Genomic DNA, 17,454 nt, shown 5'->3' on the forward strand with positions numbered 1-17,454 from the left:
GTTGATTTTTGGCACGCTGTTGAGTTCTCAAGGAACGGTCGCTTCCTTTGTACTCACCCTCTCGGGCTTTCCTCCGGGCTTCCCTTCGGTGTTTCCGACTCTATCAGATCTTTTCTCGATCCGATTTCCTCGGTGCTTTCCAGGTTTCCGCTCTCGCGGTTTCCTTTCCGGCGGTTCCGACTCTATCAGATCCTTTCGGGCCTGACTCCCAGTCAGCGGGTTTGTCTTCCCGGCCGCTGGGCCGTTTCGACGAGTGAGACTTTAGCGGATTCCTGGCCCCCGAGCTAATCGGGGACTGCGTCCTTTCGAACGCGGATTCCTCATTTCGTAAATACGCATGCCAAAGCACACGGCGCCGTAGCGTCGGAGAGTGGCTGGTACTTGCGGAATGGCTGTCCGGGGACCGACCGGAGTCGGCGCTCACGTCGGACAACTCGGAGAACACTACGTATCGGTCCGGGGTGTGTCAACTCTCCTCCCCGGGGTCCCTCGTGTGCGTACTCTGGGGACGTGACTACGCGTACGTGTACCCAGCAGTGGTGGGCCGCCTGACGGCGGCCGTACACACGTATGCACTCAACGGCCGCCGCCTCGGCGGCCGTTCTCGTATCTCCTCCAGAACTCCGGGGGCCGGCCGACCGGGACGGCGGCCCGACCAGGAGGTGGAGTAGAGATGACGCGGGTCTTCAGCGGGATCAAGCCGACCGGGCACCTGACCCTCGGGAACTACCTGGGCGCCATGCGGCGCTGGGCCGAGGTGGACCAGCACCGGTCGCACGCGCTGTTCTGCATCGTCGATCTGCATGCGCTGACCGTGGACCACGATCCGGCGCGGGTGCGCAGGCTCAGCCGGCAGGCGACGACGCTGCTGCTGGCGTCGGGGCTCGACCCAGAGCTGTGCACGGTCTTCCTGCAGAGCCATGTCGACGAGCACACGCGGCTGTCGTACCTGCTGGAGTGCGTGGCGACCGACGGGGAGATGCGGCGGATGATCCAGTACAAGGAGAAGTCCGCGCGGGAGCGCGAGCGCGGCGGGAGCGTGCGGCTGTCGCTGCTGACGTATCCGGTGCTGATGGCGGCGGACATCCTCGCGTACGGGGCGGACGAGGTGCCGGTCGGGGACGACCAGACGCAGCACGTCGAGCTGACGCGGGATCTGGCGGTGCGGTTCAACCAGCGGTACGGGCACACGTTCGTGGTGCCGAAGGCCACCCGTCCGGAGGTCGCAGCTCGGGTGATGAACCTCCAGGACCCGACGGCGAAGATGGGGAAGTCGGACGACTCGGGACCGGGGATCGTCTATCTGCTGGACGAGCCGGACGTGGTGCGCAAGAAGGTCATGCGGGCCGTGACCGACAGCGGGCGGGACGTGGAGTACGACCGGGAGGGGCGGCCGGGGGTCGCGAATCTGCTGGAGATTCTCGCAGCGTGCACGGGCGGGAACCCTGAGTCACTGGCGAGCGTTTACGACTCGTACGGCACTTTGAAGAAGGACACCGCGGAGGCCGTGGTGGAGGTGCTCAGGCCTGTGCGGGCCAGGCACAGGGAGTTGTGCGCGGATCCTGTGTATGTGGAGGGGGTGCTGCGGGATGGTGCGGAGAAGGCCCGGGCGATGGCCCGGCCGACCGTCGATACCGCTTATCGGGCGATCGGGTTGCTGCCGCCGGTGTCGGAGCCTGCGTTGAGCGCCGCTCGCTAGCCCGCGGGGCGGCGGGGTGACCCGCCGCCTTCGGGGCGCCGTGGGCTTCAGTCCTTGTTCCCGGAGGCGAGTTCGCGGCTGCGGTCTCGGGCGGCCTCGAGGGCGGCGATGAGGGCGGCGCGTACGCCGTGGTTCTCCAGTTCGCGGATGGCGTTGATCGTCGTGCCGGCCGGGGAGGTGACGTTCTCGCGGAGCTTGACGGGGTGCTCGCCGCTGTCGCGGAGCATCACGGCGGCGCCGATGGCGGACTGGACGATGAGGTCGTGGGCCTTGTCGCGGGGCAGGCCGAGCAGGATGCCGGCATCGGTCATGGCCTCGACCAGGTAGAAGAAGTACGCCGGGCCGGAGCCGGACAGGGCGGTGCAGGCGTCCTGCTGGCTCTCGGGGACTCGGAGGGTCTTGCCGACGGCGCCGAAGATCTCCTCGGCGTGCGCGACATGTGCCTCGGTGGCGTGGCTGCCGGCGGAGATGACGGACATGGCCTCGTCGACGAGGGCGGGGGTGTTCGTCATGACGCGGACGACCGGGGTGCCTGCGGCGAGGCGCTCCTCGAAGAAGGAGGTGGGGATGCCGGCGGCTCCGCTGATGACCAGGCGGTCGGCGGGGACGTGCGGGGCGAGTTCGTCCAGGAGGGTGCCCATGTCCTGGGGCTTGACCGTGAGGATCAGGGTGTCGGCGGTCTTGGCGGCCTCGGGGTTGGTGACCGAAGCGACTCCGTAGCGGGATCGGAGTTCTTCGGCGCGTTCGGGGCGGCGGGCGGTGACCAGGAGGTCCGCCGGGGCCCAGCCGGCGCGGATCATTCCGCTGAGCAGGGCTTCGCCGATCTTGCCGGTGCCGAGGACTGCGACTTTCTGGCTCATGCGGTTCAGTTTCGCACCGGGGAAGAGGGGCGCGGGTGGGTTGTCCGGTGGGCGGACTCCCTGTGCCGCCGGGGGAGCTCATGCCGTCCGGCGCCGTAGCGTCGCTGCCCCCAGACCCAGCACCAGTACCGCGCACCCCGCCACGATCAGGACGTCGCGGATGAAGGTTGCGGTCATGTCCGTGTGATGGAGGACTTCGTTCATGCCGTCGACGGCGTACGACATCGGCAGGACGTCGGAGATGGCCTTGAGGACGGGGTGCATGTCGGAGCGGGGAGTGAAGAGGCCGCAGAGGAGGAGCTGGGGAAAGATCACCGCGGGCATGAACTGGACCGCCTGGAATTCCGAGGCCGCGAAGGCCGAGACGAAGAGACCGAGGGCCGTGCCGAGGAGGGCGTCGAGGAGGGCGACGAGGAGGAGCAGCCAGGGTGAGCCGGTGACGTCCAGGCCGAGGAGCCAGACGGCGAGTCCGGTGGCGAGGGCCGACTGGAGGATGGCGAGGGCGCCGAAGGCGAGGGCGTAGCCGGCGATGAGGTCGGCCTTGCCGAGGGGCATGGCGAGGAGGCGTTCGAGGGTGCCCGAGGTGCGTTCGCGCAGGGTGGCGATGGAGGTGACCAGGAACATCGTGATCAGCGGGAAGATGCCGAGCAGGGAGGCGCCGATGTTGTCGAAGGTGCGCGGGCTGGCGTCGAAGACGTAGCGCAGCAGGATCAGCATCAGGCAGGGGATGAGGATCAGCAGCGCGATGGTCCGCGGGTCGTGGCGGAGCTGGCGCAGGACGCGGGCCGCGGTGGCGGTGGTGCGGGCGGCGTTCAACACGCTGGTGGGGGCGGTGGGCGTGGTCGTGCTCATCGGGTTGTCTCCTTGCTGAGGTCCGCGGCGGCGGCTTCGTCCACGAGGCGGAGGAAGGCGGCCTCGACGGTGTCGGTGCCGGTGCGGGTGCGCAGGGCGTCCGAGGTGTCGTCGGCGAGGATCCGGCCGTCGCGCATGAGGAGGAGGCGGTGGCAGCGCTCGGCCTCGTCCATGACGTGGGAGGAGACGAGGAGGGTGGCGCCTCGTCCGGCGGCGAGCTCGTGGAAGAGGGTCCACAGGTCGCGGCGCAGGACGGGGTCGAGGCCGACCGTCGGTTCGTCGAGGACGAGGAGTTCGGGGGTGCCGAGAAGGGCGACGGCGAGGGAGACGCGGCTGCGCTGGCCGCCGGAGAGGTTGCCCGCGAGTGCGTCGGCGTGGCTGGTGAGGTCGACGTCGGTGAGGACGCGTTCGACGTCCTGGCGGCGTTCGGGGGTGGCACGGCCGGGGTCGAGGATCGCGGCGAAGTAGTCGAGGTTCTGGCGGACGGTCAGGTCGTCGTAGACGGAGGGGGCCTGGGTGACGTAACCGATGCGGCTGCGCAGGGTGGGGTGGCCGGCGGGGCGGCCGAGGACGTCGAGGGTGCCGGTGACCTTGGCCTGGGTGCCGACGATGGAGCGCATGAGGGTGGACTTGCCGCACCCGGAGGGGCCGAGCAGGCCGGTGATCTGGCCGCGGGGGACGGTGAAGCCGAGGTGGTGGAGGACGGTGCGGGGGCCGCGGACGACGGTGAGGTCCTCGGCGTGGACGGCGTCCGGTGGCGTGGGGTGGAGGGGGTCGGGCGCATAATTCATCATGCGATGAATAATCGGCTCGCGCAGCGGCGCCGTCAAGTGGCTGCGGTCGCTGCGCCGTACACGAAAACGGCGGCCCGGAAGGAACCGGGCCGCCGCTGTCGGAAGGATCGGGGGTCAGGAGTTGGTCGCCACGAGCAGGAGCACGTCGTAGGTCTCCTCGACGATGCCGTCCGGGAAGACCTCGAGCAGATGGGCGCGCTCTTCCTCCAGGAACGCGGTCCTGCGCGCCTCGGGGGTGACGAGGAAGGCCGAGTGGCTGCCGATGTTGGCGAGGTGGGTGTCGACGGGGACACGGCGGCTCCAGCGGACCTCGCGACGGGTGAAGCGGAGGCGGCCGCTGGGGTCGGCCAGATCCGTGCGGTCCGCGGCCTTGCGCTTCTCGGCGGGGATGTCCACACCGAAGAACCGGCCGGTGCGGTCGGCCGCCTCGGCGATCCACTCGACGTCGATGGCCTCGGTGTTCCACCACAGCGCCAGCGCCCCGCCCGGCCGCAGCACGCGCAGCGCCTCCGGCACCGAGTGGGCCGGGTCGGTCCAGTGCCAGGCCTGGGCGTAGGTGAGGAAGTCGGCGTGGGCGTCGGCGACGGGGAGGGCGTTGCCGTTGCCCCGCACGAGCGGGATGTGGGGCAGGGCGCGGCGGAACTCGTCGGCCATGCCCGCACCGGGCTCGACGGCGAGGACGTCGGCGCCGCGGGCGTGCAGCAGAGCGGTCGCGATACCGGTGCCGGCACCGACGTCCACGACCCGGGTGCCGGACAGCGACCGGCCGGCCAGCTCCTCCACCGCGTCGAAGAGGGCGGGCGGATAGGAGGGGCGGTTCGCGGCGTACTGCGCCGCCGCCGCGTTGAAGGAGTGGGCGCGCAGGGCGTGCGGCGGCGTGGACGGCTCCGAGGGGGCTGGGATCGCGGTCATGCCGCCATGGTGCGTGGAGGGGGGCGCGTGGGGACAGCGGGTAGGGGGGCGGGCGGCGGTTTTCGGGCAGCGGCCCTTGCGCCGGTCCTCTCATCGCGCCTCACGCAGGTCCCCTGGCCGGGGCTTGCCCTGGTTCCCTGCCCGCGGCTTGCCCTGGTTCCCTGCCCGCGGCTCGCTCCGGCCCCCTGCCCGCGGCTTGCTCCGGTCCCCTGCCGTGGTTTGCTCCGGCCCCTTGAGCTGCGTCGCTTACCGGCGCCGCTTCTTCTTCGACGGGTTGCCGGTGCGGCGCGTGGAGCGGCGGTCGTACTCCTCGCGGGCCTTGTCGTACTCCTCGCGGTGCAGTTTCTCGCCCGGAGCCTCGGTCAGGGAGCGGAAGAAGTAGGCGAGCAGGGAGCCGACGAAGCCGATGGCGAGCAGGCCGCGCAGGGAGGCCTGGCGCTGGGGGTCCTGGCGCTTGCCGAAGCCCTCCCAGGTGTTGCGGAAGGCGAGCGCGCTGCAGATCGCGAACATGGCGACGATCAGCACGGACACGAAGGCGCCGGTGTCGGCGATCCGGATGCCCTCGTAGGCGAAGTTCAGGACCAGGCAGGAGACGGCGGCCGTGGCGAGGGAGCCGACGGCCACGCCGGCGCGGCGGGCCCCGTAACCGTTGTCGTGGTTCACCCAGGACGTGCCGAAGAAACGCAGGGGTTCCGGACGGGGACCGCCCTGGGCCGCGCCGCCTGTGGAGCCCGCCGGGGTGTCCGGGGTGCCGGTTTCGTCGCTCACGGGACGATTATGGCTCCGGACGGGGGCGGGCTCCCGGGCGGGGTCAGCTGCAGCGCCCGGCGACGTAGCCGTCGGTGCCCGTCTGCACGTAGGCGTCCGACACGTACTCGCCGTTGCTGATGTTGTCCCAGATGTTCGAGGTGCCGTACGGGCCTGTGATGGTGGTGCCCGGTGACTGGCAGTAGATGTGGACCTTGGCTCCCTCGGGCAGGACGCGGACGAGGTTGTAGTTGGTGCCGGGCCCACTGCGGACGTTCAGGCGTACGCCCGGGGCGACCGAGTAGTACCGCAGTCCCTCCGTCGCGACCGCGGCCGTCGCAGCCGCTGCACCGCTGTTGTCGTCTGCTCCGACGTTGTCGTCTGTTCTGACGCGCTCGACAGACATCGAGTGCCTCCCCCCGTTGTCCCCATGACTGTCATGGGGCACGTTGATGCCCCTGAGACGAATTGCGAAACACCTGTGCGCAACTCGTATGCAGACGCTAGCAAGCCGCCTCTGTCTCGTACGAGTCATCGACTAGGCTCCGTGCGTCGCGCGCGCGGACGAACAGCACGGGGGTGGTCCATGACGCCACAGCGCAACACCGGAGCGGGCGCGGAAGCGGAACTTCCCGAGTACGCCGGTCAGTACCACCTGGAGTCCTGTCTGGGGTCCGGTGGCATGGGCGTGGTGCATCTGGCCCGCAGCACCTCGGGGCTGAAGCTCGCGGTGAAGGTCGTACATGCCGAGTTCGCAAGGGACCCCGAGTTCAGAGGCCGTTTCCGGCAGGAGGTGGCCGCGGCCCGGCGGGTGAGCGGTGCCTTCACCGCGCCGGTCGTGGACGCCGACCCGGAGGCCGAACGGCCCTGGATGGCCACGCTGTTCATTCCCGGTCCGACGCTCTCGGAGCATGTGAAGCGGAACGGGCCGATGCCGGCGGCGCAGTTGCGTCGGCTCATGGCCGGGCTCGCCGAGGCGCTGCGCGACATCCATCGGGTGGGGGTCGTGCACCGGGACCTCAAGCCGAGCAATGTGCTGCTCGCCGAGGACGGGCCGAAGGTGATCGACTTCGGCATCTCCCGTCCGAAGGACAGTGAACTGCGCACCGAGACCGGGAAGCTGATCGGAACGCCGCCTTTCATGGCGCCCGAGCAGTTCCGGCGCCCGCGGGAGGTGGGACCGGCGGCGGACATCTTCGCCCTCGGGTCGGTGTTGGTGCACGCGGCGACCGGGCGGGGGCCGTTCGACTCCGACAGCCCGTATGTCGTCGCGTATCAGGTGGTGCACGACGAGCCGGATCTGACCGGGGTGCCGGAGAGCCTCGCGCCGCTGGTGCTGCGGTGTCTCGCCAAGGAGCCCGAGGACCGGCCCACTCCCGACGAGCTGATGCGGGAGCTGCGGTCGCAGGCGGCCTCGTACGATACGCAGGCGTTCATACCGGCGCAGCGGACGGGTGAAGTCGACCGGGGGCAGCAGGCCGGTGCCGAGCGGGCCGTGGAGCGGGCCGTAGAGCAATCCGTGGAGCAGACCGGACCACGTCGGCGCCACAAGAAGCGGATGGCGGCTGTGGGCGCCGCAGTGCTCGGGCTTGCCGTGCTCGGCGCCCTGACCTCGGTACGGCTGTTCGACACCCCCCGGCACACGTCGCAGCACGGGAGCCCACGGACGGTGTCGACGGCCGCCGCGACCTGGGCGACCGAACCGGTCGGGCCGGGCAAGGACATGCCGCAATGCTCCTACGGAGCTGGGGAGTTGCTCTGCGCGCGACCCGGGGTGGTGTTCGCCGTGTCCCCCGCCGACGGCGCCCTGTTGTGGCGGCACTCCGTCGTCGAGCAGACCTTGAGTGAACCGCCCCTGGTCTCTGCCGGTCTCGTGCAGCCCTATACGAGCGGCGGGTCACGTCTGGCGGCTCTCGCCCCCGCCTCGGGCAAGGTGGTCTGGGAGCGACGCCTCTCTCCGGGCACGACGATTCATTACACGGGCGGCATGGCCCTGCTCACGCACGCCGACGGGACGGTCACCGGTGTGGACGCGGCGACCGGTGACACCAAGTGGCAGCGCCGGTTCCCCGGTCAGGGCACGCCGGCCTTTCTGTCGTTCCAGGGAGACTCCCAGGCCTACGCAGCCCGTACGTCCGTCGACGGCTCGAGCACGCGGGTGACCGCGGTGGATCCGGGCACGGGCCGTGTGCGATGGGACGTCCGGCTCGCCGGAGCACTGAGGTTGTTCGGTGCCCAGGGCGGCTCCGTGTTCTTCCTGTCCGTTGACAGCGTCTACGGACACACCGAGGAGATCGTTCGCTATACCCCCGCCTCGAAGGAGACGCACCGAGTGAGGCTGCCCGTCGCGCTCGACGACGCTCAGGCAACCGTGCGGGGGCACTTCGCCTATCTCCTGGCCACCGGTGGTTCCCTGCTGGCTGTCGATCTGGACGCGCAGAAGCAGCTGTGGCGCCTGGAGACCTCCGTGATCCGTGGGTCGGCACCTGTCACCGACGGCAAGAGGGTGTACTTCAGCTCGGGCGACGGGCGGCTTCTCGCCGCCGATGCGGCCGAGGGGAGGCTCGTGGGGCAGACCGAAGCCCGCCTCGGCAACCGCTCGGGGGTCGCGGGGGCACCGCCCGCGCCGGTCGTCGTCGGCGATCGAATCTTCGCCACAGCCCCCGACGGCACCGTCTTCGCCCTCGACGCCCGCAAGCCCTCAGCCTGGTGACATGCGAAAGGGGCCGCCCCACCGAGGGGCGGCCCCTGCCGTGAGCCGGCGGGTCAGCCCAGCTTGGTCACGTCCCGCACCGCGCCCTTGTCCGCGCTGGTCGCCATCGCCGCGTAGGCGCGCAGGGCGGCCGAGACCTTGCGGTCGCGGTTCTTCGGGGCGTACACGCCGGCCAGGGCCTCCTCGCGCCGGGCCAGCTCCGCCTCGTCGACGAGCAGCTCGATCGTGCGGTTCGGGATGTCGATGCGGATCCGGTCGCCGTCCTGGACCAGGGCGATCGTGCCGCCGGAGGCCGCCTCGGGGGACGCGTGGCCGATGGAGAGGCCGGAGGTGCCGCCGGAGAAGCGGCCGTCGGTGATCAGGGCGCAGCTCTTGCCGAGGCCGCGGCCCTTCAGGTACGAGGTCGGGTAGAGCATCTCCTGCATGCCGGGGCCGCCCTTGGGGCCCTCGTAGCGGATGACGACGACGTCGCCGTCCTTGACCTCATGGGTGAGGATCCGCTGGACGGCCTCCTCCTGGGACTCGCAGACGACGGCCGGGCCCTCGAAGGTCCAGATGGACTCGTCGACGCCGGCCGTCTTCACCACGCAGCCGTCGACGGCCAGGTTGCCCTTGAGGACGGCGAGGCCGCCGTCCTTGGAGTACGCGTGCTCGGTGCTGCGGATGCAGCCGCCCTCGGCGTCCTCGTCCAGGGCCTCCCAGCGCTCGGACTGGGAGAAGGCCTCGGCGGAGCGGACGCAGCCGGGGGCCGCGTGCCACAGCTCCACGGCCTCGGGGGACGGGGAGCCGCCGCGGACGTCCCAGGTCTTCAGCCAGTCGGAGAGGGAGGGGCTGTGGACCGCGTGCACGTCCTCGTTGAGGAGGCCGGCGCGGTGCAGTTCGCCGAGGAGGGCGGGGATGCCGCCGGCGCGGTGGACGTCCTCCATGTAGTACGTGCGGTTCTTCGCGACGTTGGGCGCGACCTTGGCCAGGCACGGGACGCGGCGGGAGACGGCGTCGATCTGCTCCAGGCCGAACGGGACGCCCGCCTCCTGGGCGGCGGCCAGCAGGTGCAGGATCGTGTTCGTGGAGCCGCCCATCGCGATGTCGAGCGCCATGGCGTTCTCGAAGGCCGCGAAGGTGGCGATGTTGAGCGGGAGGACGGACTCGTCGTCCCGCTCGTAGTAGCGGCGGGTGATGTCCATGACCGTGCGGGCCGCGTCGACGTAGAGCTGCCTGCGCGCGGTGTGGGTGGCGAGGACCGAGCCGTTGCCGGGGAGGGAGAGGCCGATGGCCTCGGTCAGGCAGTTCATCGAGTTGGCGGTGAACATGCCGGAACAGCTGCCGCAGGTCGGGCAGGCGTTCTCCTCGATCCGGAGGATGTCCTCGTCGGAGATCTTGTCGTTGACGGCGTCGGAGATCGCGTCGACGAGGTCGAGGGTGCGGACCGTGCCGTCGACCAGGGTGGCGCGGCCGGCCTCCATGGGGCCGCCGGAGACGAAGACCGTGGGGATGTTCAGGCGCAGGGCCGCCAGCAGCATGCCCGGGGTGATCTTGTCGCAGTTGGAGATGCAGACCAGGGCGTCGGCGCAGTGGGCCTCGACCATGTACTCCACCGAGTCCGCGATCAGGTCGCGGGAGGGGAGGCTGTACAGCATGCCGCCGTGGCCCATCGCGATGCCGTCGTCCACGGCGATCGTGTTGAACTCGCGCGGGATGCCGCCCGCCTCCTTGATCGCCTCGCTGACGATCCGGCCGACCGGCTGCAGGTGGGTGTGGCCCGGCACGAACTCCGTGAAGGAGTTCGCGACCGCGATGATCGGCTTCCGGCCGATGTCCGCACCGGGTACACCGGAGGCGCGCATCAGGGCGCGGGCGCCCGCCATGTTGCGGCCGTGGGTGACTGTGCGGGACCTCAGCTCGGGCATCGTCGCTCGCTCCTTCGAAGACCATCCGCCAGGGATTTCTGACAGAGAGTTCTGACTTCCTACGAGCGTACGCCGCCCCTCCAAGGGCTGGACAAGGTTGTCCGGAATGCGGGACACGTGTTTCACCGGGGCAGCTGTCAAGGCTGCGTCAGATGCCCCTGCACCACCGGCGCCACCCGCGCGACGATCTGCTCCAGATCCGCCGAGGCCAGCGGCTCCAGCTTGATCACGTAGCGCATCATCGCGGTGCCCACCAGCTGGGCGGCCGCCAGCTCGGCGCGCAGCTCCGGGTCCGGCAGGTCCACCTGGGCGGCGACGCGGCGCAGCAGCTGGGTGGCGACGAGCCGGCGGAAGACGGCGGCGGCGGTCTCGTTGTTCACGGCGGACCGGAGGATCGCGAGGAGGGGCGCCCGGGTCGTGGGGTTCTCCCAGACGCCGAGGACGAAGCGGGTCAGCCGCTCCCCCACCCCCTCCAGCGGGCCCTCGGCCACCGCGTTCGGGGCGCCGAGCGCGGGTGCGAAGGCGACCTCGACGGCGGCCTCGAAGACCTGCTCCTTGGTGCCGAAGTAGTGGTGGACGAGCGCGGAGTCGACCCCGGCGGCCTTGGCGATGCCGCGCACGGACGTCTTCTCGTACCCGCGTTCGGAGAACTCCTCGCGGGCCGCGCTGAGGATGCGGTCGCGGGTGTCGGCGGACTCGGCGCGCGGCGGCCGGCCCCTTCGGCGCGAGGTGGTCCCGGTCATCGCCGCGGCACCTCCACTGCGGAGGCCAGATGCTGGCGGGTGAAGGCCAGGGCCTCGGCGAGGTCGGCCTCGCGCTCGGCGCCGGACATCGCCCGGCGGGTGTTGACCTCGATGACGACATGGCCGTCGAAGCCGGTGCGCGCGAGGCGCTCCAGCAGCTCGGCGCAGGGCTGGGTGCCGCGGCCGGGGACCAGGTGCTCGTCCTTGGCCGAGCCGCGGCCGTCGGCGAGGTGGACGTGGGCGAGGCGGTCGCCCATGCGGTCGATCATGTGCAGCGCGTCCGTGCGGGCCGTGGCGGTGTGGCTCAGATCGACCGTGAAGTGCCGGTAGTCGTCCTTGGTGACGTCCCAGTCGGGCGCGTAGGCCAGCATCTCGCGGTCGCGGTAGCGCCACGGGTACATGTTCTCTACCGCGAACCGTACGTCCGTCTCGTGCGCCATCCGCCAGATCCCGGAGACGAAGTCGCGGGCGTACTGCCGCTGCCAGCGGAAGGGCGGGTGGACGACGACGGTGTCGGCGCCCAGCTTCTCGGCGGCCGCCCGGGCCCGCTGGAGCTTGGTCCAGGGGTCGGTGGACCAGACCCGCTGGGTGATCAGCAGACAGGGGGCGTGGACGGCCAGGATCGGGATGCCGTGGTAGTCGGACAGGCGGCGCAGGGCCTCGATGTCCTGGCTGACCGGGTCGGTCCACACCATGACCTCGACGCCGTCGTACCCGAGGCGCGCGGCGATCTCGAACGCCGTCGCCGTCGACTCCGGGTAGACGGAGGCGGTGGACAGCGCCACGCTCACGTCCGTTGGTTCAGCCACGTCCGTCACCTTAAGGGGTGGAGTGGCGAGGGGGTGGGGTGCCTGTTCGCCGTTGTGAGGTTCGCCATTCGCGGGTGCGGGTTCGCTTGGGTTGATCGCGCCCGCGCGGCGGAGCCGCATGGCGATACGGCCCCGCGCCCCTCAGGTGATCAGGCTGAATTCATGTGATCGAGGCGCCGCAGGATCACGCCCTCCCTCAGGGCCCACGGGCAGACCTCCAGGCTTTCCACGCCGAACAGGTCCATCGCGCCCTCGGCCACCAGGGCGCCCGCCAGGAGCTGGCCGGCCCTGCCCTCCGAGACTCCGGGGAGTTCGGAGCGCTGTTCCGCGGTCATGCCGGACAGGCGGGGGACCCAGGCCTCCAGGGACTCGCGCTTGAGGTCGCGCTGGACGTAGAGGCCCTCGGTGCTGCGGGCGGCGCCAGCGATGCGGGCCAGCTGTTTGAAGGTCTTGGAGGTGGCGACGACGTGGTCCGGGGCGCCGAAGCGGCTGAATTCGCCGACGGTCCGGGCGATCTGCGCGCGGACGTGGCGGCGCAGGGCGCGGACGGCCTCGGGGCTGGGCGGGTCGCCGGGCAGCCAGGCGGCGGTGAGGCGGCCGGCGCCGAGCGGCAGGGAGACGGCGGCGTCCGGCTCCTCGTCGATGCCGTAGGCGATCTCCAGGGAGCCGCCGCCGATGTCCAGGACCAGCAGTTTTCCGGCGGACCAGCCGAACCAGCGGCGGACGGCCAGGAAGGTGAGCCGGGCCTCCTCCTCGCCGGTGAGGACCTGGAGCCGTACGCCGGTCTCCCCCTCCACGCGCGCGAGGACGTCGTCGGCGTTGGTGGCCTCGCGGACCGCGGAGGTCGCGAACGGCAGCACGTCCTCCACGCCCTTGTCCTCGGCGGCCTGGAGCGCCTCGTGCACGACGGCGATCAGTTTCCGGACACCGTCGTCACCGATGGCACCGCTGTCGTCGAGCAGCTGGGCGAGCCGAAGTTCGGCCTTGTGCGAATGCGCGGGCAGCGGGCGCGCGCCGGGGTGAGCGTCCACCACCAGCAGATGCACCGTGTTCGAACCCACGTCCAGGACACCGAGTCTCATGTACGGAACGCTACTGCCAGAACCCCCGTCCTCGTTCCCCCGATCGGCCTCGGGCCACTTACTCTGGACGCGTGCCAAAGACGAAGAAGGCGAAACCCGACAAAGCTGCCAAGGCAGAAAAGGGTGCAAAATCCGCCAAGAGCCCCCGGAAGGCCCCGAAGCCGAGCGACGAGAAGGGGCTCGACTTCGCGCGCGCATGGGTGGAGTTTCCTGATCCGGCGGACGACGAGCAGGTCTTCCGCTGCGATCTGACCTGGCTGACCTCGCGCTGGAACTGCATCTTCGGCAGCGGCTGCCAGGGCATCCAGGCGGGCCGCGCCGACGACGGGTGCTGCACGCTGGGCGCCCACTTCTCCGACGAGGACGACGAGAAGCGGGTCGCCGAGCACGTGGCGAGGCTCACGCCGGAGATCTGGCAGCACTACGACGAGGGCACGCGGGGCGGCTGGGTCTCGAAGGACGAGGACGGATCCCGGCAGACCCGGCCCTTCCAGGGCTCGTGCATCTTCCAGAACCGTCCCGGGTTCGCCGGCGGCGCGGGCTGCTCGCTGCACATCCTGGCCCTGAAGGAGGGCCGGGAGCCGCTGGAGACCAAGCCGGACGTGTGCTGGCAGCTGCCGATCCGGCGGACGTACGACTGGATCGACCGGCCCGACGACACGCGCGTGCTCCAGGTGTCGATCGGCGAGTACGACCGCCGGGGCTGGGGTCCGGGCGGCCATGATCTGCACTGGTGGTGCACGTCGGCGACCTCGGCACACGGCGCGGGCGATCCGGTGTACGTCTCCTACCGGGCCGAGCTGACCGAGCTGATGGGCAAGGCCGGCTACGACCGCCTGGTCGAGCTGTGCGAGCAGCGTCTGGCGTCGCAGCTGCCGCTGGTGGCGCCGCATCCGGCGGACCCGGAGGACGTCCGCTAGTCAGGGGGACGCCCGCCGGCCCGGAGGCGACCTGCCGGCTGTCCGACGGGCAGTGACCGGCAGTCTCTAGCTCTCCGACGGGCTCGGGCTGCCGTCGTCGCTCGGGGACGGGGACGGGCTCGGCGGATCGGACGGGGTGGGGTCGCTGGGGCTGGGGCTCGGGTCGGTCGGGGACGGGGACTGGCTGGTGGGCGGGGCCGTGGGGGTCGAGGGCGTCGGGTCCGGGCTGGTCGGGGGCGAGGACGGGGTCGGGGTCGAGGGGCGGCTCGGGGCGGTGCCGTAGCCGTCGATGGTGACCACGGCGCCGGCCGGTGAGATCGCCACCCGGGCGCGCCAGTGGCCGGACGGCTCGCGCAGCTGGTCAACGTACACCTTGATCGTCAACGTCTCGCCGGGGTCGAGGGTTCCCGTGGACTGGCTGAAGTAGAGCCAGTCCGCCGAGGCGGACGCGGACCAGCGGACCGGGGCGGAACCGGAGGCGGTGAGGGTGATCAGCGTGGTGTCGCCGTCGTTGCCGGCGCTGACCGCGAGCCTTCCCGCGCCCTTGCGGTCGCCCCCGGAGACGCTGATGACCTCCACGGAGACGTCCGACGTGCCCTCCTTGCCCGGGCTGCCGCCGGGCTTCAGGCGGGCGTTTCCCGCGTTCTCGTAGCCGCCTGCGGTGTCGCTGCCGAGGGCGTCGGGGCCCTGTGCCCCGCGTGCGGTGGCCGCACGGCCTTCCTCGTCGGCGGTCGGCGTGCCCCGGTAGGCGGCCCACAGGGCGAGCACGGGGGCCGCGACGACGGTGGCGACGACGGTCGTGGTGACGGCACGCGCGCGGAGGCGGTCCCGGCGGGCGGCGTGGTCCTTGGGGTCCATCGGGAAGCCGCGCCGGTCGAAGCGGGGCACGGCGGCACCCCGCGCGCGCGAGTGGTGCGCGAGGGCGACGTGCAGGGCCGCGCGGGGCGCCTCCAGGACGGGCAGCTCGGCCGGGGTGACCGTGGCGCCGGGCCAGCGGCCGGGCACGGCGCGCTCGGCGGTACGGCGGCAGCGCGGGCAGTCGTCGACGTGCCGGACCAGCTCGCGGCGCAGGGCCGTGCTGAGGACCAGCCGACTGTCTCCGGTGAGGTGGGCCACGCTCGGACAGCCGCCGGTCTCCACCACGGCGAGCGCGGCGCGGGTGCGCTCGACCTCGCAGGCCGCGGAGGCCAGCAGCTCGCGCGCGGTGGCGGGCTCGATGCCGAGGACGGCGGCGACCTCGTGGGCGGCGAGGTGGTGGCGGACGGCGAGTTCGAGCGCCTCGCGCTGCTCGGGGGTGGTGCCGGCCGCCTCCGGCCAGGCGAGCAGGGCGAGTTCGCGGTGCCGCTGCTCCTGGACCTCCGGGGAGACGGGCGGATCGGGCATCTGTTTCGTGGCCGCGGGACGGCCCGCCGCATGAGTGGCCTGACGTTTCTGCTTGGCCTCGGCGAGCCCGCGCAGGCACGCCCAGCGGGCGAGCGCGTACAGCCAGGCCCTGCGGTCCGCGGCGGCCTCCGGGACGCGCTGCCCGCGCCGCTCCGCCAGCGCCAGGACGTCCCCGAGGGCGGTGGTGGCCGCGTCGTGGTCGCACAGCACCGACAGGCAGTAGGTGAACAGACCGTCCACGTACGGCTCGTAGCGCGCCGGCGGCCGCTGGGCGAGCGTGCGCGCGGCGGCTCGGTCGCGCACCTCGCGGTGCGCCCGGTGCGCGGCGACGGTGCGGGACGTGGTCTGAGGACTGCTGCTCATCACCCGTGCGACCGTAGGCGGCGGTGGAGTGCCCCTTCTTGCACCTTGAGCACTTTTAATCCATACGGGTGAAACGATCCCTCATAAGGGGACAGGAATCCCTCGTTCCGCGGCTCGAATCCGATGGACCGTGGCCGGTACCGGGCCACCCACAGGCGCCCCGGACGGGCGCTGTCAGTGCCGCGGGCTACGGTTTCCGCATGGCTGCCCGTACCAAGACCACCAAGGACCGACCGTCCTACCGCTGCACCGAGTGCGGCTGGCAGACGGCCAAGTGGCTCGGCCGCTGCCCCGAGTGCCAGGCCTGGGGGACGGTCGAGGAGTACGGCGCACCCGCGGTCCGTACGACGGCTCCGGGCCGCGTCACCAGCTCCGCGCTGCCCATCGGCCAGGTCGACGGCCGCCAGGCCACCGCCCGCTCGACCGGCGTGCCGGAGCTGGACCGGGTGCTCGGCGGCGGTCTGGTCCCCGGCGCGGTGGTGCTGCTCGCGGGCGAGCCCGGGGTCGGCAAGTCCACCCTGCTGCTGGACGTGGCGGCCAAGTCCGCGAGCGAGGAGCACCGGACCCTCTATGTGACCGGCGAGGAGTCGGCGAGCCAGGTGCGGCTGCGCGCCGACCGCATCGGCGCCCTCGACGACCACCTGTATCTGGCCGCCGAGACCGATCTGTCGGCCGTCCTCGGCCACTTGGACGCGGTGAAGCCGTCCCTGCTGATCCTGGACTCGGTGCAGACGGTGGCCTCTCCGGAGATCGACGGCGCCCCCGGCGGCATGGCCCAGGTCCGCGAGGTGGCCGGCGCCCTGATCCGCGCCTCCAAGGAGCGTGGCATGTCCACCCTGCTGGTGGGCCACGTCACCAAGGACGGCGCGATCGCCGGCCCCCGGCTGCTGGAGCACCTGGTGGACGTGGTGCTGCACTTCGAGGGCGACCGGCACGCGCGCCTGCGCCTGGTGCGCGGGGTGAAGAACCGCTACGGCGCCACGGACGAGGTCGGCTGCTTCGAACTGCACGACGAGGGCATTACGGGACTTGCCGACCCAAGCGGACTTTTCCTGACCCGTCGTGACGAACCGGTCCCGGGCACCTGCCTGACCGTCACCCTGGAGGGCCGCCGCCCGCTGGTGGCGGAGGTGCAGGCGCTGACCGTGGACTCGCAGATCCCCTCCCCGCGCCGGACCACCTCGGGCCTGGAGACCTCCCGGGTGTCGATGATGCTCGCGGTGCTGGAGCAGCGCGGCCGGATCAGCGCGCTCGGCAAGCGGGACATCTACTCGGCGACGGTGGGCGGTGTGAAGCTGTCGGAACCGGCCGCCGACCTGGCGATCGCCCTCGCCCTCGCCTCGGCCGCCAGCGACACCCCCCTCCCGAAGAACCTCGTCGCGATCGGCGAGGTGGGTCTGGCGGGCGAGGTCAGACGGGTCACCGGCGTGCAGCGCAGGCTCACCGAGGCCCACCGGCTGGGCTTCACGCACGCGCTCGTGCCGGGCGATCCGGGCAAGGTCCCGCCCGGGATGAAGGTCCTGGAAGTCGCCGACATGGGGGACGCACTCAGGGTCCTGCCGCGCTCCCGTCGCCGAGAGGCCCCACAGGAGGCGGAGGACCGCCGGTAGACTTTGCCCTGGTCTCGCCCGTCCGTACGAACCCAGTGCGCACGAAGGCAGCGCCCCAGA

The 17,454-nt window shown here is 71.5% G+C and carries 15 protein-coding genes; 4 read left to right on the top strand and 11 right to left on the bottom strand.

Annotated features, from left to right (window positions below; all coding sequences use genetic code 11):
* Nucleotides 1-673 precede the first annotated feature (673 nt).
* Nucleotides 674-1,699, top strand: a complete 1,026-nt coding sequence (gene trpS / locus ACZ5DS_RS24580; RefSeq protein ID WP_468242197.1) for a tryptophan--tRNA ligase — start codon at nucleotides 674-676, stop codon at nucleotides 1,697-1,699.
* A 47-nt stretch (nucleotides 1,700-1,746) separates the two neighbouring features.
* Here the strand turns inward: trpS and proC are convergent, their stop codons facing one another.
* The 6 genes from proC to ACZ5DS_RS24610 all read right to left on the bottom strand — a co-directional run bounded on the left by proC (nucleotide 1,747) and on the right by ACZ5DS_RS24610 (nucleotide 6,270).
* The gene (gene proC / locus ACZ5DS_RS24585) at nucleotides 1,747-2,559 is read right to left on the bottom strand and encodes a pyrroline-5-carboxylate reductase (RefSeq protein ID WP_468242199.1); all 813 of its coding nucleotides are present in this window, start codon (nucleotides 2,557-2,559) and stop codon (nucleotides 1,747-1,749) included.
* Between the two features lie 78 nt (nucleotides 2,560-2,637).
* The gene (locus ACZ5DS_RS24590; protein ID WP_468242201.1) at nucleotides 2,638-3,411 is read right to left on the bottom strand and encodes an ABC transporter permease; all 774 of its coding nucleotides are present in this window, start codon (nucleotides 3,409-3,411) and stop codon (nucleotides 2,638-2,640) included.
* Nucleotides 3,408-4,205: an ABC transporter ATP-binding protein gene (locus ACZ5DS_RS24595; RefSeq protein ID WP_468242203.1), complete on the bottom strand. Its 798-nt coding sequence runs from the start codon at nucleotides 4,203-4,205 to the stop codon at nucleotides 3,408-3,410. The genes ACZ5DS_RS24590 and ACZ5DS_RS24595 overlap by 4 nt, the downstream gene beginning before the upstream one ends.
* A gap of 114 nt (nucleotides 4,206-4,319) precedes the next feature.
* Nucleotides 4,320-5,117, bottom strand: coding sequence for a class I SAM-dependent methyltransferase (locus ACZ5DS_RS24600; RefSeq protein WP_468242205.1), 798 nt, complete (start codon nucleotides 5,115-5,117; stop codon nucleotides 4,320-4,322).
* 246 nt (nucleotides 5,118-5,363) lie between these two features.
* Nucleotides 5,364-5,885: an EamA/RhaT family transporter gene (locus ACZ5DS_RS24605; protein WP_468242207.1), complete on the bottom strand. Its 522-nt coding sequence runs from the start codon at nucleotides 5,883-5,885 to the stop codon at nucleotides 5,364-5,366.
* A 43-nt stretch (nucleotides 5,886-5,928) separates the two neighbouring features.
* Complete coding sequence (locus ACZ5DS_RS24610) at nucleotides 5,929-6,270, bottom strand: SH3 domain-containing protein (protein ID WP_468242209.1); 342 nt, start codon at nucleotides 6,268-6,270, stop codon at nucleotides 5,929-5,931.
* Nucleotides 6,271-6,450: 180 nt separating this feature from the next.
* On the opposite strand from ACZ5DS_RS24610, the gene ACZ5DS_RS24615 reads away from it, so the two are divergent.
* Nucleotides 6,451-8,577, top strand: coding sequence for a serine/threonine-protein kinase (locus ACZ5DS_RS24615; protein ID WP_468242212.1), 2,127 nt, complete (start codon nucleotides 6,451-6,453; stop codon nucleotides 8,575-8,577).
* Nucleotides 8,578-8,630: 53 nt separating this feature from the next.
* Here ACZ5DS_RS24615 and ilvD read toward each other — a convergent pair whose 3' ends face one another.
* From ilvD to ACZ5DS_RS24635, 4 genes are all read right to left on the bottom strand, one after another.
* Entirely contained in the window at nucleotides 8,631-10,484 is a 1,854-nt protein-coding gene (gene ilvD, locus ACZ5DS_RS24620) for a dihydroxy-acid dehydratase (RefSeq protein ID WP_468242214.1), read from the bottom strand.
* Nucleotides 10,485-10,621: 137 nt separating this feature from the next.
* Nucleotides 10,622-11,227 carry a TetR/AcrR family transcriptional regulator gene (locus ACZ5DS_RS24625; protein WP_468242216.1) on the bottom strand — a complete coding sequence of 202 codons (606 nt, stop codon included), beginning with the start codon at nucleotides 11,225-11,227 and terminating at the stop codon, nucleotides 10,622-10,624.
* Nucleotides 11,224-12,045, bottom strand: coding sequence for a sugar phosphate isomerase/epimerase family protein (locus tag ACZ5DS_RS24630; protein ID WP_468242219.1), 822 nt, complete (start codon nucleotides 12,043-12,045; stop codon nucleotides 11,224-11,226). Before ACZ5DS_RS24630 ends, ACZ5DS_RS24625 begins: the two co-directional genes overlap by 4 nt.
* Before the next feature lie 140 nt (nucleotides 12,046-12,185).
* Nucleotides 12,186-13,118 (bottom strand): Ppx/GppA family phosphatase, encoded by a 933-nt coding sequence (locus ACZ5DS_RS24635; protein WP_468242221.1) that lies wholly within the window; start codon nucleotides 13,116-13,118, stop codon nucleotides 12,186-12,188.
* Nucleotides 13,119-13,189: 71 nt separating this feature from the next.
* Between ACZ5DS_RS24635 and ACZ5DS_RS24640 the strand changes: the two genes are divergently transcribed.
* The gene (locus ACZ5DS_RS24640; protein WP_468242223.1) at nucleotides 13,190-14,038 is read left to right on the top strand and encodes a DUF3109 family protein; all 849 of its coding nucleotides are present in this window, start codon (nucleotides 13,190-13,192) and stop codon (nucleotides 14,036-14,038) included.
* A gap of 66 nt (nucleotides 14,039-14,104) precedes the next feature.
* On the opposite strand, the gene ACZ5DS_RS24645 is transcribed toward ACZ5DS_RS24640, so the two are convergent.
* Nucleotides 14,105-15,784: a BACON domain-containing protein gene (locus ACZ5DS_RS24645; protein ID WP_468242226.1), complete on the bottom strand. Its 1,680-nt coding sequence runs from the start codon at nucleotides 15,782-15,784 to the stop codon at nucleotides 14,105-14,107.
* A 200-nt stretch (nucleotides 15,785-15,984) separates the two neighbouring features.
* On the opposite strand from ACZ5DS_RS24645, the gene radA reads away from it, so the two are divergent.
* Complete coding sequence (gene radA, locus ACZ5DS_RS24650; protein ID WP_468242228.1) at nucleotides 15,985-17,394, top strand: DNA repair protein RadA; 1,410 nt, start codon at nucleotides 15,985-15,987, stop codon at nucleotides 17,392-17,394.
* Nucleotides 17,395-17,454: the final 60 nt, after the last annotated feature.

Source organism: Streptomyces sp. NPDC031100 (assembly GCF_055570785.1).

Coding starts and splice junctions, on each gene's coding strand:
- radA (WP_468242228.1), top strand. CDS start 15,985: ATGGCTGCCCGTACCAAGACCACCAAGGACCGACCGTCCTACCGCTGC.
- ACZ5DS_RS24625 (WP_468242216.1), bottom strand. CDS start 11,227: ATGACCGGGACCACCTCGCGCCGAAGGGGCCGGCCGCCGCGCGCCGAG.
- ACZ5DS_RS24600 (WP_468242205.1), bottom strand. CDS start 5,117: ATGACCGCGATCCCAGCCCCCTCGGAGCCGTCCACGCCGCCGCACGCC.
- ACZ5DS_RS24645 (WP_468242226.1), bottom strand. CDS start 15,784: ATGAGCAGCAGTCCTCAGACCACGTCCCGCACCGTCGCCGCGCACCGG.
- ACZ5DS_RS24615 (WP_468242212.1), top strand. CDS start 6,451: ATGACGCCACAGCGCAACACCGGAGCGGGCGCGGAAGCGGAACTTCCC.
- ACZ5DS_RS24590 (WP_468242201.1), bottom strand. CDS start 3,411: ATGAGCACGACCACGCCCACCGCCCCCACCAGCGTGTTGAACGCCGCC.
- ACZ5DS_RS24610 (WP_468242209.1), bottom strand. CDS start 6,270: ATGTCTGTCGAGCGCGTCAGAACAGACGACAACGTCGGAGCAGACGAC.
- ACZ5DS_RS24635 (WP_468242221.1), bottom strand. CDS start 13,118: ATGAGACTCGGTGTCCTGGACGTGGGTTCGAACACGGTGCATCTGCTG.
- ilvD (WP_468242214.1), bottom strand. CDS start 10,484: ATGCCCGAGCTGAGGTCCCGCACAGTCACCCACGGCCGCAACATGGCG.
- trpS (WP_468242197.1), top strand. CDS start 674: ATGACGCGGGTCTTCAGCGGGATCAAGCCGACCGGGCACCTGACCCTC.
- proC (WP_468242199.1), bottom strand. CDS start 2,559: ATGAGCCAGAAAGTCGCAGTCCTCGGCACCGGCAAGATCGGCGAAGCC.
- ACZ5DS_RS24595 (WP_468242203.1), bottom strand. CDS start 4,205: ATGATGAATTATGCGCCCGACCCCCTCCACCCCACGCCACCGGACGCC.